Source organism: Devosia sp. P3_B2, assembly GCF_056402875.1.
The window spans coordinates 213,089-237,923 of the sequence record NZ_JBFUGO010000010.1; the positions used below are offsets into that span (position 1 = coordinate 213,089).

23 protein-coding genes and 1 pseudogene are annotated in these 24,835 nt (G+C 64.8%); 8 read left to right on the forward strand and 16 right to left on the reverse strand.

Features of this window, described 5'->3' with window-relative positions; genetic code table 11:
- Positions 1-165: 165 nt before the first annotated feature.
- The 3 genes from AC1DV8_RS16050 to AC1DV8_RS16060 all read right to left on the reverse strand — a co-directional run bounded on the left by AC1DV8_RS16050 (position 166) and on the right by AC1DV8_RS16060 (position 3,552).
- Positions 166-1,656 carry an ABC transporter substrate-binding protein gene (locus AC1DV8_RS16050; RefSeq protein ID WP_477158143.1) on the reverse strand — a complete coding sequence of 497 codons (1,491 nt, stop codon included), beginning with the start codon at positions 1,654-1,656 and terminating at the stop codon, positions 166-168.
- A gap of 140 nt (positions 1,657-1,796) precedes the next feature.
- On the reverse strand, positions 1,797-3,113 hold the full coding sequence (locus AC1DV8_RS16055; RefSeq protein WP_477158144.1) for an acetylornithine deacetylase/succinyl-diaminopimelate desuccinylase family protein: 1,317 nt from the start codon (positions 3,111-3,113) through the stop codon (positions 1,797-1,799).
- Positions 3,114-3,168: 55 nt separating this feature from the next.
- Positions 3,169-3,552 carry a VOC family protein gene (locus AC1DV8_RS16060; RefSeq protein WP_477158145.1) on the reverse strand — a complete coding sequence of 128 codons (384 nt, stop codon included), beginning with the start codon at positions 3,550-3,552 and terminating at the stop codon, positions 3,169-3,171.
- 75 nt (positions 3,553-3,627) lie between these two features.
- Here AC1DV8_RS16060 and AC1DV8_RS16065 point away from each other — a divergent pair, with 75 nt between their 5' ends.
- Positions 3,628-4,263, forward strand: coding sequence for a 5'-methylthioadenosine/S-adenosylhomocysteine nucleosidase (locus AC1DV8_RS16065; RefSeq protein WP_477158146.1), 636 nt, complete (start codon positions 3,628-3,630; stop codon positions 4,261-4,263).
- Here AC1DV8_RS16065 and AC1DV8_RS16070 read toward each other — a convergent pair whose 3' ends face one another.
- Positions 4,264-4,572 carry a hypothetical protein gene (locus tag AC1DV8_RS16070; protein WP_477149198.1) on the reverse strand — a complete coding sequence of 103 codons (309 nt, stop codon included), beginning with the start codon at positions 4,570-4,572 and terminating at the stop codon, positions 4,264-4,266. It abuts the gene before it with no gap.
- A 255-nt stretch (positions 4,573-4,827) separates the two neighbouring features.
- Here AC1DV8_RS16070 and AC1DV8_RS16075 point away from each other — a divergent pair, with 255 nt between their 5' ends.
- From AC1DV8_RS16075 to AC1DV8_RS16085, 3 genes and pseudogenes are all read left to right on the forward strand, one after another.
- Positions 4,828-5,631, forward strand: a complete 804-nt coding sequence (locus AC1DV8_RS16075; RefSeq protein WP_477149197.1) for a DUF2189 domain-containing protein — start codon at positions 4,828-4,830, stop codon at positions 5,629-5,631.
- 150 nt (positions 5,632-5,781) lie between these two features.
- Positions 5,782-6,120: a hypothetical protein gene (locus AC1DV8_RS16080; protein ID WP_477149196.1), complete on the forward strand. Its 339-nt coding sequence runs from the start codon at positions 5,782-5,784 to the stop codon at positions 6,118-6,120.
- 133 nt (positions 6,121-6,253) lie between these two features.
- Positions 6,254-6,664 (forward strand): annotated as a pseudogene (locus AC1DV8_RS16085) (cell wall hydrolase); the annotation flags it as partial.
- A gap of 52 nt (positions 6,665-6,716) precedes the next feature.
- On the opposite strand, the gene AC1DV8_RS16090 reads toward AC1DV8_RS16085, so the two are convergent.
- Both AC1DV8_RS16090 and AC1DV8_RS16095 read right to left on the reverse strand, forming a co-directional pair.
- Complete coding sequence (locus tag AC1DV8_RS16090) at positions 6,717-7,379, reverse strand: exopolysaccharide biosynthesis protein (RefSeq protein WP_477158147.1); 663 nt, start codon at positions 7,377-7,379, stop codon at positions 6,717-6,719.
- 53 nt (positions 7,380-7,432) lie between these two features.
- Complete coding sequence (locus AC1DV8_RS16095) at positions 7,433-8,092, reverse strand: DUF2076 domain-containing protein (protein WP_477158148.1); 660 nt, start codon at positions 8,090-8,092, stop codon at positions 7,433-7,435.
- 176 nt (positions 8,093-8,268) lie between these two features.
- Here AC1DV8_RS16095 and AC1DV8_RS16100 point away from each other — a divergent pair, with 176 nt between their 5' ends.
- Positions 8,269-8,928: a sulfite oxidase-like oxidoreductase gene (locus AC1DV8_RS16100; RefSeq protein WP_477158149.1), complete on the forward strand. Its 660-nt coding sequence runs from the start codon at positions 8,269-8,271 to the stop codon at positions 8,926-8,928.
- A 42-nt stretch (positions 8,929-8,970) separates the two neighbouring features.
- Here the strand turns inward: AC1DV8_RS16100 and AC1DV8_RS16105 are convergent, their stop codons facing one another.
- Together AC1DV8_RS16105 and AC1DV8_RS16110 are read right to left on the reverse strand one after the other, a co-directional pair.
- On the reverse strand, positions 8,971-9,474 hold the full coding sequence (locus tag AC1DV8_RS16105; RefSeq protein WP_477149192.1) for a DUF1993 domain-containing protein: 504 nt from the start codon (positions 9,472-9,474) through the stop codon (positions 8,971-8,973).
- 38 nt (positions 9,475-9,512) lie between these two features.
- The gene (locus tag AC1DV8_RS16110; protein ID WP_477158150.1) at positions 9,513-10,019 is read right to left on the reverse strand and encodes a hypothetical protein; all 507 of its coding nucleotides are present in this window, start codon (positions 10,017-10,019) and stop codon (positions 9,513-9,515) included.
- Between the two features lie 271 nt (positions 10,020-10,290).
- Between AC1DV8_RS16110 and AC1DV8_RS16115 the strand changes: the two genes are divergently transcribed.
- Together AC1DV8_RS16115 and AC1DV8_RS16120 are read left to right on the forward strand one after the other, a co-directional pair.
- Entirely contained in the window at positions 10,291-10,773 is a 483-nt protein-coding gene (locus AC1DV8_RS16115) for a hypothetical protein (protein ID WP_477158151.1), read from the forward strand.
- A gap of 321 nt (positions 10,774-11,094) precedes the next feature.
- Positions 11,095-12,570, forward strand: a complete 1,476-nt coding sequence (locus tag AC1DV8_RS16120) for an AMP nucleosidase (protein ID WP_477158152.1) — start codon at positions 11,095-11,097, stop codon at positions 12,568-12,570.
- 3 nt (positions 12,571-12,573) lie between these two features.
- Here AC1DV8_RS16120 and AC1DV8_RS16125 read toward each other — a convergent pair whose 3' ends face one another.
- The 6 genes from AC1DV8_RS16125 to aspS form a co-directional block, all read right to left on the reverse strand.
- On the reverse strand, positions 12,574-13,086 hold the full coding sequence (locus AC1DV8_RS16125; RefSeq protein WP_477158153.1) for a putative immunity protein: 513 nt from the start codon (positions 13,084-13,086) through the stop codon (positions 12,574-12,576).
- A 28-nt stretch (positions 13,087-13,114) separates the two neighbouring features.
- Positions 13,115-13,474, reverse strand: a complete 360-nt coding sequence (locus AC1DV8_RS16130; RefSeq protein ID WP_477149187.1) for a YciI family protein — start codon at positions 13,472-13,474, stop codon at positions 13,115-13,117.
- Between the two features lie 81 nt (positions 13,475-13,555).
- Positions 13,556-13,846, reverse strand: coding sequence for a Dabb family protein (locus AC1DV8_RS16135; protein ID WP_477149186.1), 291 nt, complete (start codon positions 13,844-13,846; stop codon positions 13,556-13,558).
- On the reverse strand, positions 13,846-16,137 hold the full coding sequence (locus AC1DV8_RS16140) for an NADP-dependent malic enzyme (RefSeq protein ID WP_477158154.1): 2,292 nt from the start codon (positions 16,135-16,137) through the stop codon (positions 13,846-13,848). The genes AC1DV8_RS16135 and AC1DV8_RS16140 overlap by 1 nt, the downstream gene beginning before the upstream one ends.
- Before the next feature lie 130 nt (positions 16,138-16,267).
- Entirely contained in the window at positions 16,268-17,857 is a 1,590-nt protein-coding gene (locus AC1DV8_RS16145; RefSeq protein WP_477149184.1) for an EAL domain-containing protein, read from the reverse strand.
- Between the two features lie 153 nt (positions 17,858-18,010).
- On the reverse strand, positions 18,011-19,783 hold the full coding sequence (aspS, locus tag AC1DV8_RS16150; protein ID WP_477158242.1) for an aspartate--tRNA ligase: 1,773 nt from the start codon (positions 19,781-19,783) through the stop codon (positions 18,011-18,013).
- A 177-nt stretch (positions 19,784-19,960) separates the two neighbouring features.
- On the opposite strand from aspS, the gene rnd reads away from it, so the two are divergent.
- Positions 19,961-21,124: a ribonuclease D gene (rnd, locus tag AC1DV8_RS16155; protein WP_477149183.1), complete on the forward strand. Its 1,164-nt coding sequence runs from the start codon at positions 19,961-19,963 to the stop codon at positions 21,122-21,124.
- A gap of 10 nt (positions 21,125-21,134) precedes the next feature.
- Here the strand turns inward: rnd and AC1DV8_RS16160 are convergent, their stop codons facing one another.
- The gene (locus AC1DV8_RS16160; protein WP_477158155.1) at positions 21,135-22,673 is read right to left on the reverse strand and encodes a Ppx/GppA phosphatase family protein; all 1,539 of its coding nucleotides are present in this window, start codon (positions 22,671-22,673) and stop codon (positions 21,135-21,137) included.
- Positions 22,670-24,835 carry an RNA degradosome polyphosphate kinase gene (locus AC1DV8_RS16165; RefSeq protein ID WP_477149181.1) on the reverse strand — a complete coding sequence of 722 codons (2,166 nt, stop codon included), beginning with the start codon at positions 24,833-24,835 and terminating at the stop codon, positions 22,670-22,672. The genes AC1DV8_RS16160 and AC1DV8_RS16165 overlap by 4 nt, the downstream gene beginning before the upstream one ends.

Genomic DNA, 24,835 nt, shown 5'->3' on the forward strand with positions numbered 1-24,835 from the left:
ACCCGCGTCATCCCCGCTAAAGCGGGGATCCATCTCGCCACCGACGAGGGCGGAGAAATGGATCCCCGCTTTCGCGGGGATGACGCCGAGTGTTTGGGGAGCTGAAGTGATCAAACGCCAATCGGAGTTGGGAGGCGAGCATTGATTGCCCGCCTCCCAAAACACTCACTCTTCCCAGGACACGCCGGTGAGGTCGGTCGCCTGGGTCGGCGCGTTCTCCCACATGCCCTTGAGCTTGGCGTTCTCCACGCCGACCTTGGCGAGCTCGAACAGGAAACCGGCGGCGTAGTTGTCCGCGAGGTTCTGCTGGGCCGCCTTGGTCAGTTCCGAGCGCTTGGCCGGGTCGGCGGTCACTGCCAGGTCGGCGATGATCTTATTGAAGTCGGCGTTCTTGTAGTTGAAGTAGTAGCCGTCGCGGGCAAAAATGCCGATGTCGTTGGGTTCGGTATGCGAGACGATCGTCAGGTCGTAGTTCTTGTCGGTGAACACCTCGCTCAGCCACTGCGCCCATTCGAGGTTGGTCGTCTCGGTCTTGATGCCGACGGCCGCCAGTTGCTGGGCGATGATCTCGCCACCACGGCGGGCATAGCCCTCGACGGGCGGCAGCTTCAGCGACAGCGTCAGGTCGGTGACGCCGGCCTCGGCGAGCAGCGCCTTCGACTTCTCGGGGTCGTAGTTCGACTGCGCCGTAAGGTCGACATAGTCCTTGTTGGATGGCGGGAAGAACGTGCCGATCGGCTGGCCGTAGCCGAACATGGCGCCATCGATGATGGCCTTGCGGTCGATGGCGTGGGCGATGGCCTCGCGCACCTTGACGTTGTCCAGCGGCGGCTTGGCGTTGTTCATGGCGAGGACGGTCTCGCCCTCGGTCGAGCCCACCACGACGCGGAAGCGCGGATCGTTCTGGAACTGCACCACGGTCTCGGGTGCCGGGAAGTTCGGGAAGGTGTCGATGTCGCCGGCCTGCAGCGCTGCGAATGCAGCCGTTGGGTCGCCGATGAACTTGAAGGTCGCGCCTTCCAGCTTCACCGGCGTGCCCCAGTAGCTCTGGTTCTTCTCAAGGGTGATCGAGTCGCCCTCGACGCGGTCCTTGAACACGAACGGGCCGGTGCCGATCGGATTGGTCTTGTTGGCGTCGGCGCTTTCCGGCGCCACGATTACCGCATCGCCCCAGGCGAGGTTGTAGATCAGGTTGCCGTCGGGCTGCTTCAGCGTCACCTTGACGGTCGCCGGGTCGACCACTTCCACCGAGGCGATGGACGCGTAGAGCGCCTTCTGGGCGTTCAGCGAGCCTTCGGCATTGATGCGATCGAGCGAGAACTTCACGTCGTCTGCGTTGAAGTCAGTGCCGTCGTGGAACTTGGCGCCCTCGACGAGGTGGAACGTATAGGTCAGCCCATCCTCGGAAATATCCCAGGACTTGGCCAGCGCCGGGATCACGCTGCCATCGGAGGTGATGCGGGTGAGGCCCTCGAAGACGTTGGCATAGACGACTTCATCGACGGCCGCCGCGGCTTCCGCAGTCGGGTCAAGGCTCGGCGGCTCGAGCACAAGGCCGACCTTCACGTCGGTCCGCGCCTGCGCGAATGCCGGCGTCATCGCGGTGGTCATTGCCAGGGCGCCGGCAAGAGCCAGCACGACCAGTGATTTGCGCATGATTATCCCTTCTGAATGCAGCCGCTTACCCCCGCGGCCTTGAGGCGATCCTAGGATGCTTCCGGCTTCAGGTGAACCGATCCCTTGGTGTGAATTGCGCGTAGCGCATAGCTCGCGGGAAATGGCTTTCCACGCATCCTTCACGCCGCGCGATCCGGCCCGAGCAAGTCGAGCAGCGTCAACGCCATCACCTTGGCCGAATCCAGCATGTCATCGACGCCCACCCACTCGTCCGGCTGATGCGCCAGGTCGAGGATGCCGGGGCCGTAGGCGATGCAGTTCTTCAGCCGCCCGATGCGGTCGATGTGTTTCTGGTCATAGGTTCCCGGCGAGACCACGTATTCCGGCGAAACCCCCATAACCTCGCCGATGGCCTTCGCCACCGAACGCACCACCGGTGCATCCTTCCCCGTCATGGTCGGCGAAATCGTCCAGAGGTCGCGGATCTCGTAGCTGAAACCCTGTCGCTCGGCCTTCAGCTTCTCCAGCAGGTCCACCACCTCCTGCCGCACCGCCGCCGGGCTCTCCTCGATGAGATATCGCCGATCGATGACAATCCGCGCCGAGTGCGCCACCACTGGAGCCGGAAAACCCGTGAAGCCGCCTTCCGGCTCCGCCTGGCCGCCGTGGATCGAGTTGATATTCATCGTCGATTGCCGCGCTCCGGGCGGCACCACCGGCATCGCCGTGTGCTTGAGGCTCAGTGCCGGATAGAGCACATCCTCGAACTGGCGCAGCACCTCGGCCATGTGGCGGATGGCGCTATCGCCGAGGAACGGCATGGACCCATGGGCGATCCGCCCGAAAGTCTCGATCTCCGCCCACCAGACGCCGCGGTGCCCAAGGCAGATGCGATCCTTGTTCAGCGGCTCGGGGATGATGACGTGCTGCACCCGATCGGGCGAGAAATAACCCTTCTCGGCGAGGTAGGCGACGCCGCCGAAGCCGCCCGTCTCCTCATCGGCCGTGCCGGAGATTTCGATAGCCCCGCGATAGTTCGGAACCACATCGGCAAACGCCTCCGCGGCGATGATCGAGGCGGCCAGCCCACCCTTCATGTCGCAGGTGCCGCGGCCGTAGATGCGCCCATCCTTCAGCTCGCCGCCAAAGGGGTCGAAGGTCCAGTCGCGGCCGACCTCGACCACATCGTGGTGCGAGTTGAAGTGCACGGTCTCACCCGGCTGCGCGCCCTCACGGCGCGCCACGACGTTCCACCGCGGGTACTTGTCGCTGTCGCCCGGCATTCCATCAGCGCGAATCAATTCAACGGCATAGCCGCGTGTGCTCAAGCGTTGCGCGAGGTAGTCGCAGATTTCGCGATAATTGTTGCCCGGCGGATTGACCGTTGGGATGCGGATCAGGTCCTGCGTCAGGGCGATCAACTCGTCGCGCCGGGCGTCGATCTCGGCGGTGAGGCGGCGCTTCACGTCAGGCGGGAGGGAAGATGCAATAGTCATGGCGCGGCAGACTGTTGCCCGCCGCGCGTGCTGTCAATGCGGCAGCAGTGGCCCGTTAGTGCGGCTCGTCGCCGATGGCGAGGATGTTGCCTTCGGAATCCTTGAACCAGGCACCGTGATACGGCCCCATGGTCGCCATGCCATGATCGGTCTTCAGCCCCGGCATGTCGTATTCCTCGAACTTCACGCCGCGGTCGCGCAGCATCTTCATGTCGGCCGCAAGGTCGGTGGATGAAAAGCCCATCACGGTGTTCTTGGCTGTGCCAGCGAACTGCGACTCGTAGAGCTGGAAGCCGGTGCCGTCGGCCAGGCGATAGACGATGCCGATAGGCATCTCCTCGGCCGGTTCCAGGCCGAGTTTGTCCTTGTACCAGGTCTTGGCTCTTTGCAGGTTCGAGGCTGCGATGGTCGGGTAGGCGTGGTGATCGGAAAGAAGCATGATCTCCTCCATTGCAGAGGCCCCCGGTGGAGCTTACGCCTCCCTTCACACCGAGAACAACCCACCGGAATCGCCATGCCCTTCGCCACCCGAACCCCCGGTTCCGCCGACATTCTCTACGTCATGGCGCTGGACAACGAGTACGGCCCGCATCTGCGCTCGCGCATCACGCCACTGATGACAGGCGTGGGCCCGGTGGAGGCCGGGATCGTCGTCACCCACGCACTGGCAAAGCTGGATGGTGAGGGGAAGCTCCCGGCGCTGGTGGTTTCGCTGGGCTCGGCGGGTTCGGCCAAGCTCGAGCAGACCGGCGTCTACCAGGCGACCTCGGTCGAGTACCGCGACATGGACGCTTCGCCGCTCGGGTTCGAGCCGGGCGTGACACCCCTGCTCGACCAGCCGGCTGTCATCCCGCTTGGGCCGTTCGTCCCGGGTATCGCCAAGGCGACGCTCTCGACCGGCGCCAACGTCGTGTCCGGCGCGGCGTACCAGCGGGTGAAGGCGGACATGGTCGATATGGAGACTTACGCCGTGCTGCGCGCCTGCCAGCGGTTCAGGGTGCCGCTCATTGCGCTGCGCGGCATTTCCGATGGTGACGAGGAGCTGGGCCATCTCGACGACTGGAAGCGGTACCTCCACATCGTCGACGAGAAGCTGGCCCATGCCGTCGACCTGCTCGAGGCAGCGATCGCCAACGGCACGCTGGAATAGCTACTTCTTCTTCCGGCTGCGTTGCCAGTTGGTCCACTTGCGCTGCACCCAGAAGCTCAGCCGGTTGAGCGGCCCCTGCAGGAACGGCAGATCGAGCGCCAGGAGGAACAGGCCTAGCGGCAGCATCCAGACACCGAGCAGCGGCAGGAAGCTGAACACGCCGCCCAGAATCAGCAGGATGCCCAGCGGAATGCGCACGATGCGCGACGATGGCTTGCGGATCCACGCGAGGAACCCGGTCGAAGCGGGGACCGCCCTGCCGATCCTGTCGAACTGCCGGTGCAGCCGCGCGCCTTCCTTGCCTGTCATCGAAGTCCCCTTTTTCCCAGTTGCTGCAACGCATTTGGGTACTGCCGACCGGTCGTCAAACCTACCCGGTCGGCTTTTTGGGCCGCGATCACCCTTGAAATCGTCGTGCCGCCCACCGCAACGCACGAAATGCTTATTTCGACAGGATCGAAAATCCGGGCTAGACTGGCACTCTGAGGCGCAGTGGCGGTTTCCGCCGGCGTACTACACGCCAAGCGGCGGCCGTTCCTGGCTCCCATTTTGAGGAGGATGGAGATGGCCGGTTTTCACGTGCTCACCAATGCCGAGCGGCTCGAAGTTCCCGAGATCCGCACGCTCGGCTTCAACGACCTTACTGGAGCGTTGGCAGAAGGCTGGCGTGATTTCTGGCAGAAGCCGTCCCACCTGGCTTTTCTGGGGCTGATCTATCCGCTGATGGGCGCTGTGCTCGCCGTCTGGACGTCCGGCAACAATTCCTGGCCGCTGCTGTTCCCGCTGATCTCGGGCTTTGCACTGGTCGGCCCGTTTCTCGCGCTGCCCATCTACGAGATGAGCCGGCGGCAGGAACAAGGCCTCGATACGCATTGGCGCGCCGCGTTCGACGTGTTTCGCACCCCGGCCTTCGCCTCCATCGCAGCCCTCGGCGTGATGATGCTGATCGTCTTCACCGTGTGGCTGATGACGGCCCAGTTCATCTACGAGTCGTTCTTCGGGCCGGGCTCGCCGCCGACGCTGATGGCGTTCTTCAACGAGGTCTTCACCACCCCGCAGGGCCAGTCGCTGATGATTTGGGGCAATCTCATCGGCTTCATCTTCGCCGCCGTGGTGCTTTCCACCATGGTGGTGTCGATCCCGCTGCTGCTCGACCGCGACCTCGGCACGGCCATTGCCGTGCAGACCTCCATCCGCGTCACTCTTCGCAACCCGGTGCAGATCGCCGCATGGGGCCTGATCGTCGCCGCGCTGCTGGTCATCGGCTCGATTCCGCTGTTGGTCGGCCTCAGCATCGTCGTGCCGGTGCTCGGCCACGCCACCTGGCACCTCTATCGCCGGGCGGTCGTTCCAGCCGGCGCCCGTTAACTTTTCGTTAATGGAATAGGGTCAATTTTATCGGGCTTAAGTAGAGGGCAGGACGTTTCCACCGGCCGGTGGACCTGCCCTCGACCAGTTTCAGGAACCCCGAAACCCGCAGCCGCGTTAGCCCTCAGACCCATTGAGGAGCACTTGGCTATGGCCCATTCGCGCGGTTTCGACCTGTCCCATTTCTCCAATGACGCCCAAGACCGCTTCGGCCGGCAGTTCTCGAGCCTGGCGCGCGATGCCGGACACCTTTCCGAGGCCCTGCGCCGCTACAGCGCCGACGCCCGGCATGAAGTCGGCCACCTGGCGCATGATGTCGCCGATGAGGCATTGCACCAGGGTGCCATCGCGGCGCGAGTACTGGGCAAACAGGCATGGAAGGCGGGCAAGGCCGTGCGCCGTGATCCTGCGCCAACCATGGCGGCGCTCGTTGGCGTCGCCTGCCTCGTCAGCCTGGTGATGGCATCGGGCAATCGCCGCCGGCACTGACATCCTCAACGCACTCTTAACTTCGGAGTGTGCATTCTAGGGAGCACGGGCAGCGTCAGCCCGGCTCCTTAGTTGTGTTTGCGTTCTGGAGTCATCGTTGGCAGGGTCACTCAAGCTGCTGTTCGCGGCGCCGATGCTGTTGAGCCTCGTCGCCGGTTGCGCCACCTTCTCACTCGGCGGTCTCTCCTCGCGCGATTGCCTGGCGCGAGCGATGTACTTCGAATCCAACCGTTCCAGCGAGGACGGCATGCTGGCGGTCGGCACCGTGGTGATGAACCGCGTGGCCGACAAGCGCTATCCGCATTCGGTGTGCGGCGTGGTCGGGCAGAAGAACCAGTTCGCGCCAGGCGTGCTGTCGAAGCGGATGACCGAGAAGCGCTCGGCGGCCTTGGCCTATAGCGTCGCCGACGGAGTACTGCGTGGCGCCCGCCACCCGACGCTGTCGCGCGATGTGAAGCACTTCCACACGGCGGGCTACCGGTTCTCGTACAACAACATGTTCTACGTGCTCGAGGCCGGCGGGAACAACTTTTACGAGAAGCGCAAGGCCGGCACCTTCACCAACGACCCGTTCTCGGCGCTCGCCTACTGGTAGGCTAGAGGCTCAGGCCGAACCAATTCGTCAGCACGAACACGCTGCCGAAGATGATGGCCCAGAACACGCCCCAGACGAGCACTGCCGAGGCGATCGCCACGAGGAAGCCGATCAGGATCCAGACGCCGTCCCGTTCCAGGATCCCCAATGCCATGATGCAGAGCGCCACCGAGGGCAGCATGTTGCCCAAGGGAATTGGCAGGAACAGGATGATCGCCATCACCGCGCTGACCAGCCCGACGAGATAGACCGCCGGGCGCGTGGCGAGGAAAGTCAGCCGGGGCCGCATGATGTTTTCGGCCCGCGCCAGCCACGGCGCCACGGTGGTCACCACACGGCGGAAATCCACCCGGCTGAGCGACCGGTCGGTGATGAGCTTGGGAAGCCAGGGCTTCATCCCCAGCATCAGCTGCACGGTTAGGAACAGCAGCGGCGCACCCAGCACCGCGGAGACGCCCGGCGGCATCGGCAGGGCCGTCGGCACGGAGAAGATGAAGATCAGGGCGCCCAACGCCCGCCGCTTGAGCGCCTCCAGCAGGTCGCCGACCGATATCCGGTCCTTGTCCTCCGCTTCGGCGATCGCCGTCAAAATGGCCGAGAGCCTGTCGGCGCCCTCGGCCTTGTCCACGTGCTTCAGGTCGATTTCGGGATCATGCTCTGCCATCGGTCGCGATCATGCCCAACGATTCCTCGTTGCCGCAACCCTTTAGGGCTGCGTCAGAAATCCCCACCCATGTCGAAACCGCCGCCGTCGCCACCACCGCCGTCGCCCCAGCCGCCGTCATCGCCGCCGCCGTTATCCGCGGCCTGATCCTGGCCGGAATCCTGCCCTTGGTCCTGCTGGTTGTCGGTGTCATTGGGCTGGTCGTTGGCAGGCGCCTCGGAGGCGTGCGCCCCACCGGCGCCGAGCAGCGAGCCAATGGCACTGCCGAGCAGAACACCGCCAGCAACGCCGAGCGCCGTCTGCGCCGCGCCGGCCAGGAAGCCGCCGCCCTGCCCCATCTGCCCGCGCTGATAGCCCGCCGGCGGCGGGTCGTCCGCACGATCCCACGGTCCGCGGTTGCGTTGGACCTGCTGGCGATCCTCATAGCGGTTCTGCCGGCCGCGGCCATCGTCGAAGAGGCCGCCAAACAGCCCACCGCGACCACGCTCCTCGGTCTCGCGCTCCAGTTCCTGGATACGACGCTCAGCCACCTCCAGCGCGTGCTGCTGCACGAGGATGGTCTGCGCCATGTAGTACGGCGCGCCCGGCTGCCTCACAATTTCGCGATCGATCAGATCCTGCGCTTCAGGATCGCGCTCGGGGTTCTTGCGCTCCACATCGGCGAGCCGGTCGAACAGGCCCTCGATGGCGCGGCGATCTTCAGGGTTCAGCATCTTCAGTCTCCAATGTTGAACGATGCGGAACACATGGGGACCATCGCCGACCCTCACAATGGTCGCGGCGGGCTAAATTGGACATGCACCCGGCGCCGACGAGAACAGCAGGAATGTCCATTGACTTGCCTCGCCGGTCGGCGAAGCTCTCCCGCACCAAGCCAGCGAGGCCACTTATGTCCAGCGATGACGACCTGCCCGAAGACAGCAAGCTTACCAAGACCAAGTCGCGCTGGGCCGAGCTCGGCAAGTTCCTGACCGGTCAGCAGACGCGGCCCGAGGATGCCCGGCTGCCGCCGGGGCAGCATCTGGTGAAGAACTGGCCGATCCTCGATCTCGGCCAGACCCCGAACGTCCCCAAGGAGGTCTGGCGCCTCGATATTGCCGGCGAGGTCGAGCACTCGCAGACCTGGTCGTTCGACGACCTGATGCAGCAGCCACAGGCCGAAAAGCTCAACGATATCCACTGCGTCACCAGCTGGTCGCGCTACGACAACCACTGGAAGGGCGTCACCACGCATCAACTGATGGACGCCGTGGGGGTGAAGCCCGAGGCGCGTTTCGTGCTCTTCACCTCGAACGACGGCTACACCACCAACATGGCCATCGAGGATTTCGCCTCGGAGGATGCGCTCATCGCCCACACCTGGGAAAATGAGCCACTGACCCGCGACCATGGCGGCCCGGTGCGGCTGGTGGTGCCGCACCTCTACTTCTGGAAGAGCCCGAAATGGCTGCGGCGGATCGAGTTCGCGCAGCGCGACCACCGCGGCTTCTGGGAGGTCCGCGGCTATCACAACCACGCCGATCCCTGGAAGGAAGAGCGCTATTCCTGATCCAGCCGCCTTGGCGGCCGGATCGGTTCGTCATCGGGTGGCTCAGGCGCCGGTATAGTCACGCTTGCCGAGCGGCACGCCGTTGTGGCGCAGGATCGCGTAGGCGGCAGTGATGTGGAAGAAGATCTGCGGCACCGCATTGAGCGTGATGTGCTCGATCGCCGGCACCTGCGTATCCTCGCCGCGCACCTTGAGTGTCAGCGTCTTGTTCTCGGCGCCGGCCAAGTCGGCCTCCGAGAAGCTTGCCACGAAGTCGAGGCCCTTCTTCACCCGGGCGCGCAGGTCGGCCAGCGTCACCTCATTGTCTTCCCAGCTCGGCGCCGCCTTTCCGGTCAGGCGCGACAGCGCGAACTTGACGCGATCGGTGCTCGACTGCACCTGGAAGGCCAACGGATGCATGTCCGGCGCCAGCCGCGATGCCACCAGCACTTCCGGCTTGATCTTGCGCTCGGCCGCGTTGGCCTCGGCCTTCACCAGCATGGCGTCGAGATTGTTGAGATAGCGCGTGAACACCGGCACGGTGACCGCGTACATGGAAAGCGACATCGATAGTCCTCGGGGGTTGGTCGTAAGGCGGGTAGGTCCTACCAGCTGTGATCGACGGAGCGTTCGCGCGGCGTCGGCTGGATGATTGTCGGCCAGTAATAGTCCTCGGGCAGGACCACCTGGAAGTCATAGGTAACGAGCGGCTTGCCGTCGACGGCAATGGCGATGGAATGGGCTCCGACGGGGTCGCCGGCGGCGACGCACCAGCTGTGGCTGAACCAGCCCTCCTCGTCGAGTTCGGGCGTGAACATCCGGGTCGCCACCTTGCCATCGGCCGAGATATCGATGCCGTCGTCGGGATCGGTGGCCAGCGTGCCCCAATCGGCGAGCGCCACGGGCAGGCTCAGCGTTTCAGTCGCACTGGCCGGCGCCGGCCCCTCGCCGAGTTTCACATACCAGTTGTAGCAGGCATTGCCGGGCAGCAATGGCACCACGGTGTCGTTGAGCACCTCGTCGGTGCCGGCGTAGCGGAAGGTGACCTGGAAAACCGAATCGGCAAGCTCCGCCGCCCCGGCAGGAACGGCGCCGGATGCCAGCAGGACCATAAGAACCGGTATTCTCAGCCGCATCTTCCCTCTCAATCTTCGGCCGGACCTTAGCCCGCCGCCACTCGCATCGGAAGTGGATTTGACGGCCGGAGGGCGAGCCGAGGCACCACCCGTTGGCATGGCAAGAGCAGTATACGCAGTGGCGGCGAACCATTCGGTAAGCATTGATGCAATGTGGAAAGGTCAGTCATATTGCCACCTGTTTCAAGGTGTTAGCCTCACCATTGCGGACGCTGCCGAGAGCCGGCAGCGCATTGGGAGAACCCTTATGAGCGTCGTTCGATACTTTGCCGGTCTGCTGGCCGGCCTCATGATCATTCTGACTGTCATCAGCCCGACTTACGCGCAGGACATGAGCACCCGGGTCATCGTGCCCGATGTGCCTGGTGGTGCCTTGTTTACCGGCTGCTACAACGTGCAGCAGCGCCTCTATGGCCCATATCGCATGAGCTTCTGCCTCGAGCAGCGCGGTACCTACTCGGTGCGCGGTGGTGGCGTGCGTTGCGATGGGCGCCTCACCTGGAATGCGCGCGGCCGGGACATCAACATCCAGCTCAAGCGCACCTCGTGCGGCAATGGCGTAGCCTGGAGCGCCGATAGCATGGTCTGCCGAGGCGGTGGCCTGCTGCCGGCCTTCCTCGCCCGGATCATCGTGCCGGACCTGCCGGTGCTGCAGACGCTGCGTTGCACCTATACGCCGTCGGTGAAGAATGAGCGGCCGATGCAGATCACGGCGCGCCGGATCGACTGACATCGGGGCGTCATCGGCACAAAATAAGAGGGCCACGAAACCATTTCTGGTTTCGTGGCCCTGAGAAGCGCCGGCCGCACTGTTGAGGGCTTGGGGGCAGCGGCAGGCAACTCCTCGCTGGTTCACCGGTGCATGGGTCGTTTGCAGTAGTCCAGTGAACTCCCTTTAAAGATGGGTGCCCTTTGCGGCATGAAAAGTGCCTTCACTGGAAGGTGAAGTACATGAACAGCCGGTAAGGTGCGGCGATTGCCGAACCGGCCGGAAGACCCTAAGGATGGGCTGCAAAGCGGTGCCGCGCACCGCCTTGCCAACGAGAAGAACATGGACACCATCACTCCCGAGGCGCTGGCGCAAAAGGCCTTCACCGACCCGCACGCCGCCTGGGCCTACGTTTCCGAGATTTATCACCGCAATACCGGCTTCATCCGCGAACAGCTGCTCGGGCTGACGCGCGGCCGCGTTCCCAAGGGCCGGGTGCGCGCCTTCTACCCGGAGGTGCAGGTCACGTCGCGCAGCTACGGCAAGACCGATAGCACCCTGCCCTATGGTTATCTCCACACGCCGGGGATCTACCGCACCACGATCACGGCGCCGGACCTGTTCAAGAACTATCTGATCGAGCAGTTCGAGGTGATCCTGCGCAACCACGGCGGCGCCATCGAGGTCGGTGAGTCCGCCACCCGCATCCCGCTGCATTTTGCCATTCCCTCGACCGAGCGGATTGACGGCGAGGCGATCAACGCCCTGCCGATCCCGCTGCGCGACCTGTTCGATGTGCCGGACCTGCAGGATACCGACGACGAGATCGCCAACGGCACCTTCGTGCCGCCGCCCGGCGGCCCCTACCCGCTGGCCCATTTCACCGCGCCGCGCGTCGACTATTCGCTGCAGCGGCTCAGCCACTACACCGGCACCGAGGCGGATCATTTCCAGAACTTCGTGATCTTCACGAACTATGGCTTCTACATGGATGAGTTCGCCCGCGTGGCGCAGCGCTACATGGAAGAAGGCCACCCCGAATACGAGAGCTTCGTCGAACCGGGCGGCTTCACCACCCGCAACGAGCGCCTCGGCGGCGGCACCACCGGCCAGCGCGCCACCCGTACCCCGCAGATGCCCGCGCTGCACCTGACCCTGCCGCGCAACCGCGGCATCACCATCGTCAACATCGGCGTCGGCCCGAGCAACGCCAAGACCGCGACCGACCACATCGCGGTGCTCCGCCCGCACGCCTGGATCATGCTCGGCCACTGCGCCGGCCTCCGCAACTCGCAGGAGCTGGGCGACTACGTTCTCGCCCATGCCTACCTCCGCGAAGACCATGTGCTCGACGCCGACCTGCCGGTCACCGTGCCCATCCCGGCGCTAGCGGAAGTGCAGGTTGCACTCGAGCAGGCCGTCGCCGAGATCACTCATCTCGAGGGCATCGAGACCAAGCGCATCATGCGCACCGGCACCGTTGCCACCTTCGACAACCGCAACTGGGAGCTGCGCGACCAGGCCGAGATCACCCGCCAGCTCAGCCAGTCCCGCGCCGTCGCCCTCGACATGGAATCTGCCACCATCGCCGCCAACGGCTTCCGCTTCCGCGTCCCCTACGGCACACTGCTATGCGTCAGCGACAAGCCGCTGCACGGTGAACTGAAGCTGCCGGGCATGGCGTCGGACTTCTACCGGACGCAGGTGAACCGGCACTTCCAGATCGGGCTTCGTGCGATGGAGATTCTCCGCGACCAGCCGCCGGAGCGGCTGCACTCACGGAAGCTCAGGAGCTTTGCGGAGACGGCGTTCCAGTAGCGATTAGCTGAACACATTCCAGCAGGCGTGATTGCGCAGCCACTGGTCATCGAGCACGAGTTCGCGGATCGCGTCAGGGAGCTGTTCCCGCTGCCACTGGCATTCCCGGCGACCGGCCGCCTCGCGCTCATCCTCTGCCGCAGCGGCTTGTGCCGCCCTGATCGCGTAGGCGGCCGCACCGAGTTCGTGCGCCGCCACATGCGCCACCGCCACCGCCTGCCCAGCCGCGAGAGCCGCGAACTTCGCTGCGCCGGACAGCTCCCTGGCCGCGGCATTGGCGACAAACGCAGTCTTGTGGGCCTCCCGCATTGGTATCTCGCCACGAACCCATGCGTGGGTCTGCTCGATCGCGCGTCGCGGACGATCATCGCTTGGTGCGGCTTCTTCGAAGAGATGCAGCACATGCTCCGCGCACGTGGCGGCCCACAGTGCGAGGAGGTGATGGTCGGCATCACTCAGCGAGCCGCCGCGGCGAACGGTGACCAATCGAGGGTCGCGGGGCTCGGTGAGGATCATGCTGGCTGAAACTTCCCTAAGTGCACCCCTAAACCACCGGCCGCGGCTTGCTGAAATCCACCAACGGCCGCACTTCGACCGAACCGATCTTCGCCATCGGATTGGTGGCCGCGATCCGGATCGCCGCGTGGATGTCGTCCGCTTCGATCAGCACGAAGCCCCCGAGCACTTCCTTGGTTTCCATGAACGGGCCATCGGTGGTCGACATGTTGCCACCGCGCACCCGGACCGTGATGGCCTCGCTGGGCAGGGTCAGCGCTTCGGCGGCTATGCCGTCGGCGAGCAGGCTCTGGCGGTTCATCTCCGCCTCCTGCAGCACGGCGTTGCTGTCGGCTGAACCGTTGAAAGCCGTAGTGGGGTCAAAGTAGACGAGGCAAGCGTAGCGCATGTCATGTTTCCTCATTTCGCGCGTCAGTCCGGAGTAGTCGCTCCGCCCCGCTCAAAATCGACATGCCTTGATTTGCCGCCGTCACACCGGCACGTAATCAATCTCCAGGAACCGCTCCACCTCGCGCTCCCAGCGTTCCTTGACGAACTTCTCGTGCTTGGGGTGCGCGTTGTAGACGTCGTATGCGGCCTGGTCGGCGAACTCCATCGAGAAGCCGAACTCGTAGTCGTTCTTCTTCGAGATCTGTCGCAGCTGCTCGAATTTCTTGACGCCCGGGATCTCTTTCAGCACCAAGGCGTCGCGGAGGAAGGCCTTCTCCATCAGCGAGCCATGTGCGTGCTTCAAATTGAAGACGACAGTATGTCTGATCACTAAACCTTCTCCCCCAATGCAACCGCTTCGCTGGCGGCAATTGCCGTCATATTGACGATTCCGCGGCTGGTGGTCGAGGGGGCAAGGATGTGGGCCGGCGCTCGCGGTCCCATCAGGATCGGGCCGACGGCCAGTGCGTTGTTCATTTCCTTGAGCAGCGTCATCGACAGGTTGGCGCTGTCGAGGTTGGGGAACAGCAGGAGGTTCGCTTCGCCACCCAGCATTGAGTCGGGGATATAGCGGCTCCGCAACTCCTCGTTGAGCGCCAAGTCGCCCTGCATCTCGCCCTCGAGGATCATCTCGGGCGCCACCGCCTTCAGCTTCTGGTAGGTCTCGCGCATCTTGTAGGCCGTATCGCCGTCGCGCGAGCCGAAGTTCGAGTAGCTCAGCAGCGCGGCCTTGGCTTCGATATTGAAGCGCTTGAGATGGTCGCGGGCCTGCAGCGCGATCGCCACCAGCTCATCGGGCGTCGGGTCGACATTGACGTAGGTGTCAGCAAGGAAGAACACGCCGCGCGGCATGATCAGCATGGAGAGGGCCGAGACGTCCTTCACGCCCTCCTGCAGCCCGATGATCGAGCGGATGTCGCGCACATGCTTGATGAAGCGGCCTTGGAAACCGCAGAGCATGGCATCGGCCTCGCCGCGCTTCACCGACAGCGCCGCGATCACCGTGGTGTTGGTGCGGACGATGGTGCGAGCGATATCCGGCGTCACGCCGTTGCGGCCGACCAGCGAGTGGAAAAGTTCGACATAGTCGCGGTAGCGCGGGTCGTCCTCGGGGTTCACCACCTCGAAGTCGCGGCCCGGCTTGATGGTCAGCCCGAAGCGCTGTAGCCGGCTCTCTATCACCTGCGGGCGGCCGATGAGGATCGGCTGCGCCATGCGGTCCTCGATCATCACCTGCGCGGCGCGCAGCACCCGCTCATCCTCGCCATCGGCGAAGGCGACGCGCTTGGCCTGCCCCACCACCCGGTCGATCACCGGCTTCATCACCAGCCCCGAACGGAACACGAAGCGGTTGAGGCTGTCGTGATAGGCTTGGAAATCGGTAATCGGGCGCTTGGCCACCCCCGACGCCATCGCTGCCCGCGCCACCGCCGGCGCGATGCGGAGGATCAGCCGCTGGTCGAACGGGTTGGGAATGATGTGCTCGGGCCCGAACACCGCCGGCTGCCCGGATGGCGACACCTCGAGGCCGGGATCATGTGCCAGCTTCGCGATGGCCTGCGCCGCCGCCAGCTTCATTTCCTCGTTGATCGTCGTTGCGCCGACATCGAGCGCGCCGCGGAAGATAAAGGGGAAGCAGAGAACGTTGTTGACCTGGTTGGGATAGTCCGAGCGCCCGGTGCAGACCATGGCGTCGGGGCGGATTTCCTTGGCCACCTCCGGCATGATTTCCGGGTTCGGATTGGCCAGTGCCAGGATCAGCGGGCTCGGCCCCATCTTCGCCAGCATCTCGGGCTTCAGCGCCCCGGCCGCCGACAGCCCGAGGAAGATATCGGCTCCATCGATCACCTCGGCCAGCGCCGTCGCATTCGACTGGCGGCAGAACCGCCCGCGCCACTTGTCGTTGACGTCGTCGCGCTTGTCGGTCAGCAGCCCATCTTTGTCGGCCACCCAGATGTTCTCGAGTTTTGCTCCCAGGGCGACCAGGATGTTGAGGCAGGCGATTGCTGCCGCCCCTGCCCCGGACGTGCAGATCTTCACGTCCTCGATCTTCTTGCCACTAAGCTCCAACCCGTTCAGCACCGCCGCGCCGACGATGATCGCCGTGCCGTGCTGGTCGTCGTGGAACACCGGGATCTTCATCCGCTCGCGCAGCGCTTCCTCGATGGCGAAGCACTCCGGCGCCTTGATGTCTTCGAGGTTGATGCCGCCGAAAGTCGGCTCCAGGGGCCGCACCACCTCAATGAACTTCTGCGGGTCGGTCTCGTCGATCTCGATGTCGAACACATCGATGCCGGCGAACTTCTTGAAGAGGACCGCCTTGCCCTCCATCACCGGTTTCGAGGCCAATGCCCCGATATTGCCCAGCCCGAGCACGGCCGTGCCGTTCGAAATCACCGCCACGAGGTTGCCGCGCGACGTGTACCTGGTCACCGCCTCCGGATCGGCCGCAATCTCCTCGCAGGGCGCTGCAACGCCGGGCGAATAGGCCAGCGACAGGTCGCGCTGGTTGCCGAGCGGCTTGGTCGCCTGAATCTCCAGCTTTCCGGGCTTCGGAAACTCGTGAAAATGCAGCGCAGCCTCGCGCAGCGCCTTCTTCTGTTCGGTCACGTCGGCAGACATCGAAACCCTCCGGAAACTCAGAGTGGAGTGCCACTAATCGAGGGCGATGAAAAGGCGGTGCGCAGAGGAAACTGTCCGGGGTGTTTCCCTGGCTGCTGGCTGTGGGGGGCGGCTCGCACCGGCTCTTCGGCTACGCCGCGCTCACCTGCGCCAGCCCCGGCAACGCCACCGGTGCATTCAGCGCCCGCGCCAGATCACGGAACGCGCCGGCCTTCAGCGCCGGCGCAAACAGGTACCCCTGCGCATGCACCACGCCGCGCGCCCGCAGGTAGAGCGCCTGCGCTTCCGTCTCGACACCCTCGGCGACAATCTCGGTGCCAAGGTCGCGCGCCATCGAGATAAGGCCGTCCAGCACCGGCACGGCCGGCCCGTCCGCCTTGATCATGTCGACGAATACCCGGTCGATCTTCACCACGTCGACGCCCAGCGTCTGCAGGTAGGCGAGGTTGGAGTGCCCGGTGCCGGCATCGTCCATAGCCAGCCGGCAGCCCAGCGCGTGCAGCCCGGCGATGACGCTCTGCGCCTGGGCCATCTTCTCGAGCGGCTTGCGCTCGGTGATTTCGAACACCAGTTGGCGGAAATTGATCGAAGAGTTGGCAAAGATCGTATGCACGTCGTCGACGACATTGCCGTCGCGGAAGTGCCCCTCGAAGAGGTTGATCGAGATCTTGATGTCCGGCATGTCGCGACAGATGCCGCCAAGATCGGCCTTCACCTGCTGCATCAGGCTCACCGTCATCGGCAGGGCCAGGCCGGTGAGTTCGGCATATTCGATAAAGGCCCCAGGCGGCACCACCTCGCCGTTCTTCTTCTCCCACCGGCACAGCACCTCGCACCCGGCCAGCGCGCCGGTCCTGAGGTTGATCACCGGCTGGTAGTAGGGCTTCAACTCGCCCGCCGCGATCGCCCGCTCAAGGTCGAAGGCGGGCAGGTCTGAGCGCCGCACATATTGCAGCGCGAGGATCAGGAACGCCCCGCACATCAGCGCCGCCACCACCGTGAAGCTGGCGTCGAGATCGCCGTAGTCGGCCCGCACCATGGCGAACGGGACTGCGGCCGTCACGCGGATCGGCAACTCACCGGCAAAGCTCTCGGCTGTGACGAACTCGATCTCGCCCCGGCTGTCGTAGGCCTTGGGGTCGCCGACGGTCACGATCTCGGCCCCGTCGGTCAGCGAGACACGGACCATCGACGTGGGCTTCAGTCCGTTCAGCAGGCTGTCCGGCTCCGCCGCGAGGATCGGCGCGAACGCCGAGACGCGGCGCGCCGTCCCGAAGGCTTGGGTGATCTTCAGCACGGGCATCCGCAGGTCGGCATACTTCGCCACCTCGATGGTCTCGGTCTGGTTGGGCACCGACAGCGGCCGGGACAGCGGCGAGTACTTCACGTCCTTGCCGAGCGCGTCGCAGTACTGGACGCCGTCCGCGTTCTCGACCAGCACCTGCTTGAGATACAGGCTCTGCTCCATCTGCCGGTGCACATTGGCGATGAAGCTCGGCGTGCAGAGCGATGGGCTTTCCGCGAGGATGCGGCGCAGCGAGGCGATGGTGTCGTAGGCGGTCGCCTGTACCCTCCCCGCCACTGCGTCGACCGATTGCTGCAGCAGCGCCCGCTCGCGCACCCGCACGTAGGAATCGAGCACGAAATCCACCGCCATGACCGGCAGAAACGCAGCAATGGCCGCGAGCAGCATCAGCGCATGGGAATACTTGGACTTCACCGAGCGAATCCGCCCCCAACGGAGATAGGCAACAAATGCCTAGCGGGCGGACTTTAAGAGAGTGTTAACGCTGATTGCGTCGGCGTGCCGGAATGGGACGCAAACGAAAAGGGCGCCCGAAGGCGCCCTTTGAAATACCCAATTCGCCGCCGGCTACTTCGCGTCCGCGATCACCCGCACGTGCAGCTCGCGCAGCTGCTTGGGCTCGGCCGGGCTCGGGGCGCCCATCAGCAGGTCTTCGGCCTGCTGGTTCATCGGGAACAGCGTGATCTCGCGCAGGTTCTGCGCGCCGCAGATCAGCATGACGATGCGGTCGATGCCGAACGCTGCGCCACCATGCGGCGGGGCGCCGTACTGGAAGGCGCGGTAGAGGCCGCCGAACTGCTCCTCGACCTCGGTGCGGGACTTGCCGGTCAGCTCGAACGCCTTGACCATGGTCTCGGGCAGCTGGTTACGGATCGAGCCGGACGCGATCTCGAAGCCGTTGCACACCGCGTCGTACTGGTATGCCTTGATGGTCAGCGGGTCCTGCGAGTTCAGCGCCTCGATCCCGCCCTGCGGCATCGAGAAGGGGTTATGCGCGAAGTCGACGCGCTTTTCTTCCTCGCTCCACTCGTAGAACGGGAAGTCGACGATCCAGCACAGCTTGAACTGGTCGAGCTGCGTCAGGTTGAGATCGAGACCGACCTTCACCCGCGCCTCGCCGGCGAACTTGTACATCTTGTCCGGCCGGCCAAGCACGAAGAACACGGCGTCGCCGTCGGCGAGACCGAGCTGGGTGCGGATCGCCGCCGTGCGCTCTTCGCCGATGTTCTTGGCCACAGGGCCCGAGCCCGCGCCGTCCTTGAAGAAGATGTAGCCGAGGCCCGGCTGGCCCTGCGACTGCGCCCAGGCGTTCATACGATCGCAGAAGGCGCGGCTGCCGCCGGTCTTGGCCGGAATGGCCCAGACCTCGACCTTGTCGTCACTGGCGATCTGGTTGGCGAACACGCCGAAGCCCGAGCCGCGGAAGTGCTCGGTGACTTCCTGCATCTCGATCGGGTTGCGCAGGTCCGGCTTGTCCGAGCCGTACGTCCGCACCGCCGTGTCATACGGGATGCGCGGCCATTCCTTGGTCACGGGCTTCCCGTCGGCGAACTCCTCGAACAGCCCGGTGATGACAGGCTGCATGGTGTCCCAGATCTCTTCCTGGGTGACGAAGCTCATCTCGAGGTCGAGCTGGTAGAACTCGCCCGGCAGACGGTCGGCGCGCGGGTCTTCGTCGCGGAAGCACGGCGCGATCTGGAAATAGCGATCGAACCCGGCCACCATCAGCAGCTGCTTATATTGCTGCGGCGCCTGCGGCAGGGCGAAGAACTTGCCCGGATGGATGCGGCTCGGCACCAGGAAGTCGCGCGCCCCTTCCGGCGACGACGCGGTGAGGATCGGGGTCGAGTATTCGGCAAAGCCGATATCGCCCATGCGCCGGCGCATTGACGAGATCACCTTGGTGCGCTTGACGATGTTGGCGTGCAGCGTTTCGCGGCGCAGGTCAAGGAAGCGGTACTTGAGCCGGATGTCTTCGGGATAGTCCGGCTCGGCGAACACCGGCAGCGGCAGCTCGGTCGCCTCGCCCAGCACTTCGAGCTCGCGGATGAACACTTCGACCTGGCCGGTCGGCTGCTTGCCGTTCACCGTCTCGGGCGTGCGCTGCTTCACTTCGCCATCGACGCGGATCACCCATTCCGAGCGTACGCGCTCGGCGTCCTTGAACGCCGGCGAATCCGGATCCACGACCAGCTGGGTCAGGCCGTAATGGTCGCGCAGGTCGATGAACAGCAGCCCACCGTGGTCGCGGACGCGATGCACCCAGCCCGAAAGCCGCACATTATTGCCCACGTCACCCTGACGAAGGGCGGCGCAGGTATGGGTGCGATAGCGGTGCATTTCACTCATCTCTTGTCTCTGAGGCAGGCGGATTTCGGGGCCGGACAAGCGCACGCGAGGGCGCAATTGTCAAGTTGAGGGCTACCGCTGGCAACCAAGCTGTGATTCGACGCTGGCAGGTGCTGGATTCGCCTGTTATGCAAGGGCTCTAGTCTTGCTGCCCTTGAAAGAGTCTTGATGGAGCTCATTACTTCGACCGACGTGCTCGCTGCCTTTTCAAAGCGCGCCGCCGGTTATGATTTCGTGACGGTCGATACCGAGTTCCTGCGCGAAACAACCTACTGGCCGAAGCTTTGCCTCTTGCAGGCGGCAACTCTCGACGAAGCGGTCCTGATCGATCCGCTCGCCCCCGGCCTCGATTTGTCGCCGTTCTTCAAGCTCCTCGCCAACGACAAGGTCCGTAAGGTCTTCCACGCGGCGCGCCAGGATATCGAAATCTTCGTCAAGCTTACCGGCAAGGTGCCGGTGAATATCTTCGACACCCAGGTCGCCGCTTCGGTCTGCGGCTTCGGCGACAGCGTCAGCTATGACAACCTGGTCCGCTCGATCACCAAGGTCGAACTCGACAAGTCTTCCCGTTTCACCGACTGGTCGGCACGACCGCTCACCGAGAAGCAGAAGACCTACGCCCTCGCCGACGTGACCCACCTCCGCGATGTCTACGCCGCGCTGGTCAAGCAGGTCGACGACACCGGCCGCTGGGACTGGGTTGAGGACGAGCTCGCGGTGCTCGAGTCCATCCACACCTACGTGGTGCAGCCCGAGCACGCCTGGGAGCGGCTCAAGGCGCGCCTCACCAAGCCGCGCGACGTCGCCGCCCTCAAGGCGCTTGCCGCCTGGCGCGAGCAGCGCGCCCAGGATACCGACCAGCCGCGCAGCCGTATCCTCAAGGATGACGCGCTGATCGAACTGGCCATGCAGCGCCCGCTCAACCCCGAGAGCTTCGACAAGCTGCGCGCCGTCCAGCGCGGCTACGGCCGCTCGTCCGCCGCCGGCGAGATCGTCTCGATCCTCAAGGACGTCGAGGCCCTCAACAAGACCGACCTTCCCAAGCTGCCGGACCGCTACCGCGGCCCCTCGCCCAAGGGCGCCGTCGGCGACCTGCTGCGCGTGCTGCTGAAGTCCGTCGCCGAAGACAACGGTGTCGCCTCCCGCATCATCGCCACCTCGGACGACATCGACGCCCTGGTGCTCGACGACGACGCAGATGTGGCGGCGCTCAAAGGCTGGCGCCGCAAGCTGTTCGGCGACAAGGCGCTGGCCATCAAGCACGGAAAACTCGGGCTCGCCGCGAGCAAGCAGGGCGTGATCGAGATCGAGATCCTGGACGACGAGGAGTAGGGCTCAGGCCCTACCCCGCCACCACATCCGTCAACTTGATGCCCACCACGCCCGCCAGCTGATCCAGCCGGCCGCGCAGGTGCTCGCCGTCGAGGAACGCCAGGTCCGTCGGCAGGTGCAGTTTCAGGATGCCCTTGTCGACCGAGAAGCTGACACGCGGCAGCACGCCCGGCATCGCCGCCGACATCGGGTAGGCGACGCGGAACGCCGCGCCCAGCAGCCGCGCCCGGGCGCTCATCCCCGCTCCGGAAAGCGCCAGCAGGCTCTGGCTCATCGATTTCTGCTTCAGGCCCATGTAGCGCACCGCCAGCACCTCGGCGAGGAACGCCCGGCCCGGGTGGTCGACGCCGGTAGCCGAGCCGTAGGCGACCATGTCGACCGCCTGCTCACCGCGATAGTCCGGATGCCCGCGCCAGCCGATATCGGCAAGGTAGCAGGCAACCTTGCGTAGCCGCAGCTCTTCCTCGGTCTCGGTGATCCCCACCGTGGTCAGAAACTCCGCGGTGAACTCGATCAGATCCTCGGCATGCGCCGGCGAGCGCGAACGCAGCACGCTCATCTGCTCGGCGGTCTGCATGAGCGGGTCCACCGATCGCTCGGCGTCGCCGAGCAGGCCGTAGAGATAGCCCTCGCGGACGCCCAGCGCCGAGAACACCACGGTGTCGAACTTGCCAGCCTTCAGCACCTCGATCATCACCGCGGCGCCGTATGGCACCAGCTCGCGCCGGCTGGAGCTGACATGCTCGGAGCCCGTGTAGGGCTTGCCCGCCGCCGTCGCCGCGACGATCTGCTCGCACAGCTCGAGCATGTCTGCGGCGGCGACCTCGTAGTGCTGCACCATGTGCAGCGGATAGTCGCGCAGCACCTGATGCACCTTGGCGAGCGACCGCCAGGTGCCGCCGATGGCGCAGAAACTGCCGCCCCTCGCCGTCAACAGCGCTGATTTCTTCAGCCGGCGCTTGGCCACGGCCTGCGCCTTTGCCGGCGAGTTCTCCGAATCGTCCTGCATCCGGATGACGCCGAGCTCGTAGGTCTCGCCGGTCGAATCGGTCCCATCTGCGATCGAGGACAGCTCGAGGCTGCCGCCGCCGAGATCGCCCACCACGCCGACGAATCCGGGCATGCCCGAGATCGCGCCCAGCGCCGCGAAATGCGCCTCCTCGGCGCCGGACAGTACCGTCACCTTGGCGCCCATGATCTCCTCGACGGCGTCGACGAAGGCCTTGGAATTGGAGGCCTCGCGCACAGCGGACGTCGCAAGAATGTGCGTAGTGCCCACCCGCATCAGCCGCGACACCAGCGCAAAGCGCTGGATCGCCGTCAGTGCCCGGTCGATGTTCTCGTAGGCAATCTTGCCGGTCTGGGCCAAGCCACGGCCGAGCGCACAGGCAGTCTTCTCGTTGTAGAGCGGGGTCAGCGAGCGGGCATGCCGTTCGTAGACCACGAGACGAACCGAGTTCGACCCGATATCGAGCACGGCAACAGGACGTGCGCCCTTGAGGCGGCCCTGCGCGGTGGGGTCGGCGTCGACGCCCCAGTATTGGTTCACTGGCTTCTCTCTTCGTTGTCGCGCTTCAGAGCCGTGCCGCGTCCGGAGAGGCTCGCGTGCGTCATGAAGTAGTCGTGCGCATTGTAGGGCTCCTCGCCCTCCCTGGGCTTTATCCTATCGGAACTGCCGTCGGGAAGCACCTCCCAGCTCTGCTGGTTGTCCTTCAAATACGCAACCATGGTGCGATCGAGAATCTGCTCGTGCACCGTGGTGTTGAGAATCGGCACCATCACCTCGACGCGCCAATCGAGGTTGCGCAGCATGATGTCAGCCGAGCTCATGTAGACCTTGGCCTTGCGCGAAGGCAGCAGCGCCCCTTGCCCGAAGCAGAAGATGCGGCTGTGCTCGAGGAAGCGCCCGACCAGCGACTTCACCCGGATATTATCCGAGAAGCCTGGGATACCTGGCCTCAGGCAGCAGATGCCGCGCACGATCAGCTCGATCTTCACGCCCTTGCGGCTGGCGTCGTAGAGGGCGTCAATGATCTCCGGGTCGACCAGGGCATTCATCTTCAGCCAGATATTGGCCGGCTCGTTCCGTTCGGCGAACTCGATCTCGCGGGCGATGTGATCGAGCAGCGTCTGCCGCAGCGTCACTGGCGAAAACGCGATCGCCTCCATCTCCGCGGGCCGTGCATAACCCGTGATGAAGTTGAACACCCGTGCCACGTCGCGGGTGATCGACGGCTCGGTCGTGAAGTAGCTGAGGTCGGTGTAGATCTTGGCGGTGATCGGATGGTAATTGCCGGTCCCGAGGTGGCAATAGCTCACCAGTTTCCCACCCTCGCGCCGCACCACCTGGCTCATCTTGGCGTGTGTCTTCAGCTCGATGAAGCCGAACACCACCTGAGCGCCGGCGCGCTCGAGGTCCCGCGCCCAGCGGATGTTGGCCTCCTCATCGAAGCGCGCCTTCAGTTCCACGAGCGCCGTCACGGTCTTGCCCGCTTCGGCGGCCTGCACCAGCGCCTTGACGATCGGGCTGTCGCGCGACGTGCGATAGAGCGTCTGCTTGATCGCCACCACGTCAGGGTCGCGCGCCGCCTGCATCAGGAACTGCGCCACCACATCGAAGCTCTCGAACGGATGGTGGACCAACAGGTCCTTGGCCCGGATGGCGGCGAAGATGTCGCCATTGAAATCGCGGACGCGCTCCGGGAAACGCGGCTGGTAGGGCGGGAACCGCAGGTCCGCCCGGTCGATGTCGCAGATCTTCGATGCGTCGGCGAGCCCCAGAAAGCCTTCGACCTCGAAGGTGTCGGTCGGCCCGACGCCAAGCCGCTCGGAGATGTGGCGGCGCAGCGCCCGCGGCATCTTCTTTTCGATCTCGAGGCGGATCACCATGCCGCGGCGGCGCTGCCGCAGCGCGGATTCGAACTCCACCACCAGGTCGGCCGCTTCGTCGTCGATTTCGATTTCGCTGTCGCGGATGATGCGGAAGGCGCCCGAACCCGACACGGTGTAGCCCGGAAACATCTTGTCGATGAACCGGTTGATCAGGGTGTCGATGGTCACCACCTCGACCCGGTTCGGCGCCGCCAGCTCGTTCGGCAGCGTCACGAAGCGGTCGAGATTGGACGGCACGCGCACCAGCGCGGTCAGCGTCTGGGCCGTTCCCTCGCGCACCATCTCGAAAGCCAGCGTGAAGCCCAGATTGGGGATGAACGGGAACGGGTGCGCCGGATCGACCGCGATCGGGGTCAGCACCGGAAAGATCTCTTCGCGGAACAGCTTTTGCAGGTACTTCACCTGCTCCGGCGTCAGATCGTCGGCCTCATGGATCACCACGTCCTTGGCGAACAGCTCTTCGCGCAGCTGCTGCCAATGGTCCTGCTGCTCGAGATGCAGGTGCTGGGCCAGCGTCGCGATCTCTTCGAGCTGCTCGGCGGGGCTCAGCCCGTCCGCGCTCTGCTTGGTCAGCCCGGCGCGCAGCTGGCCCTTCAGCCCGGCGACGCGCACCATGAAGAACTCGTCGAGGTTGTTGGCCGAGATCGACACGAACCGCAGCCGCTCGAGCAGCGGATGGTTGATGTTGCCCGCCTCCTCCAGCACCCGCATGTTGAACTGCAGCCAGCTGACCTCGCGGTTGACGAAGCGCGCCGGGCTCTGGCGCAGCTCGCTGACGTCCGGAGCCTCGCCAACCTGCTCTTCGGCGATTTCGCTCAT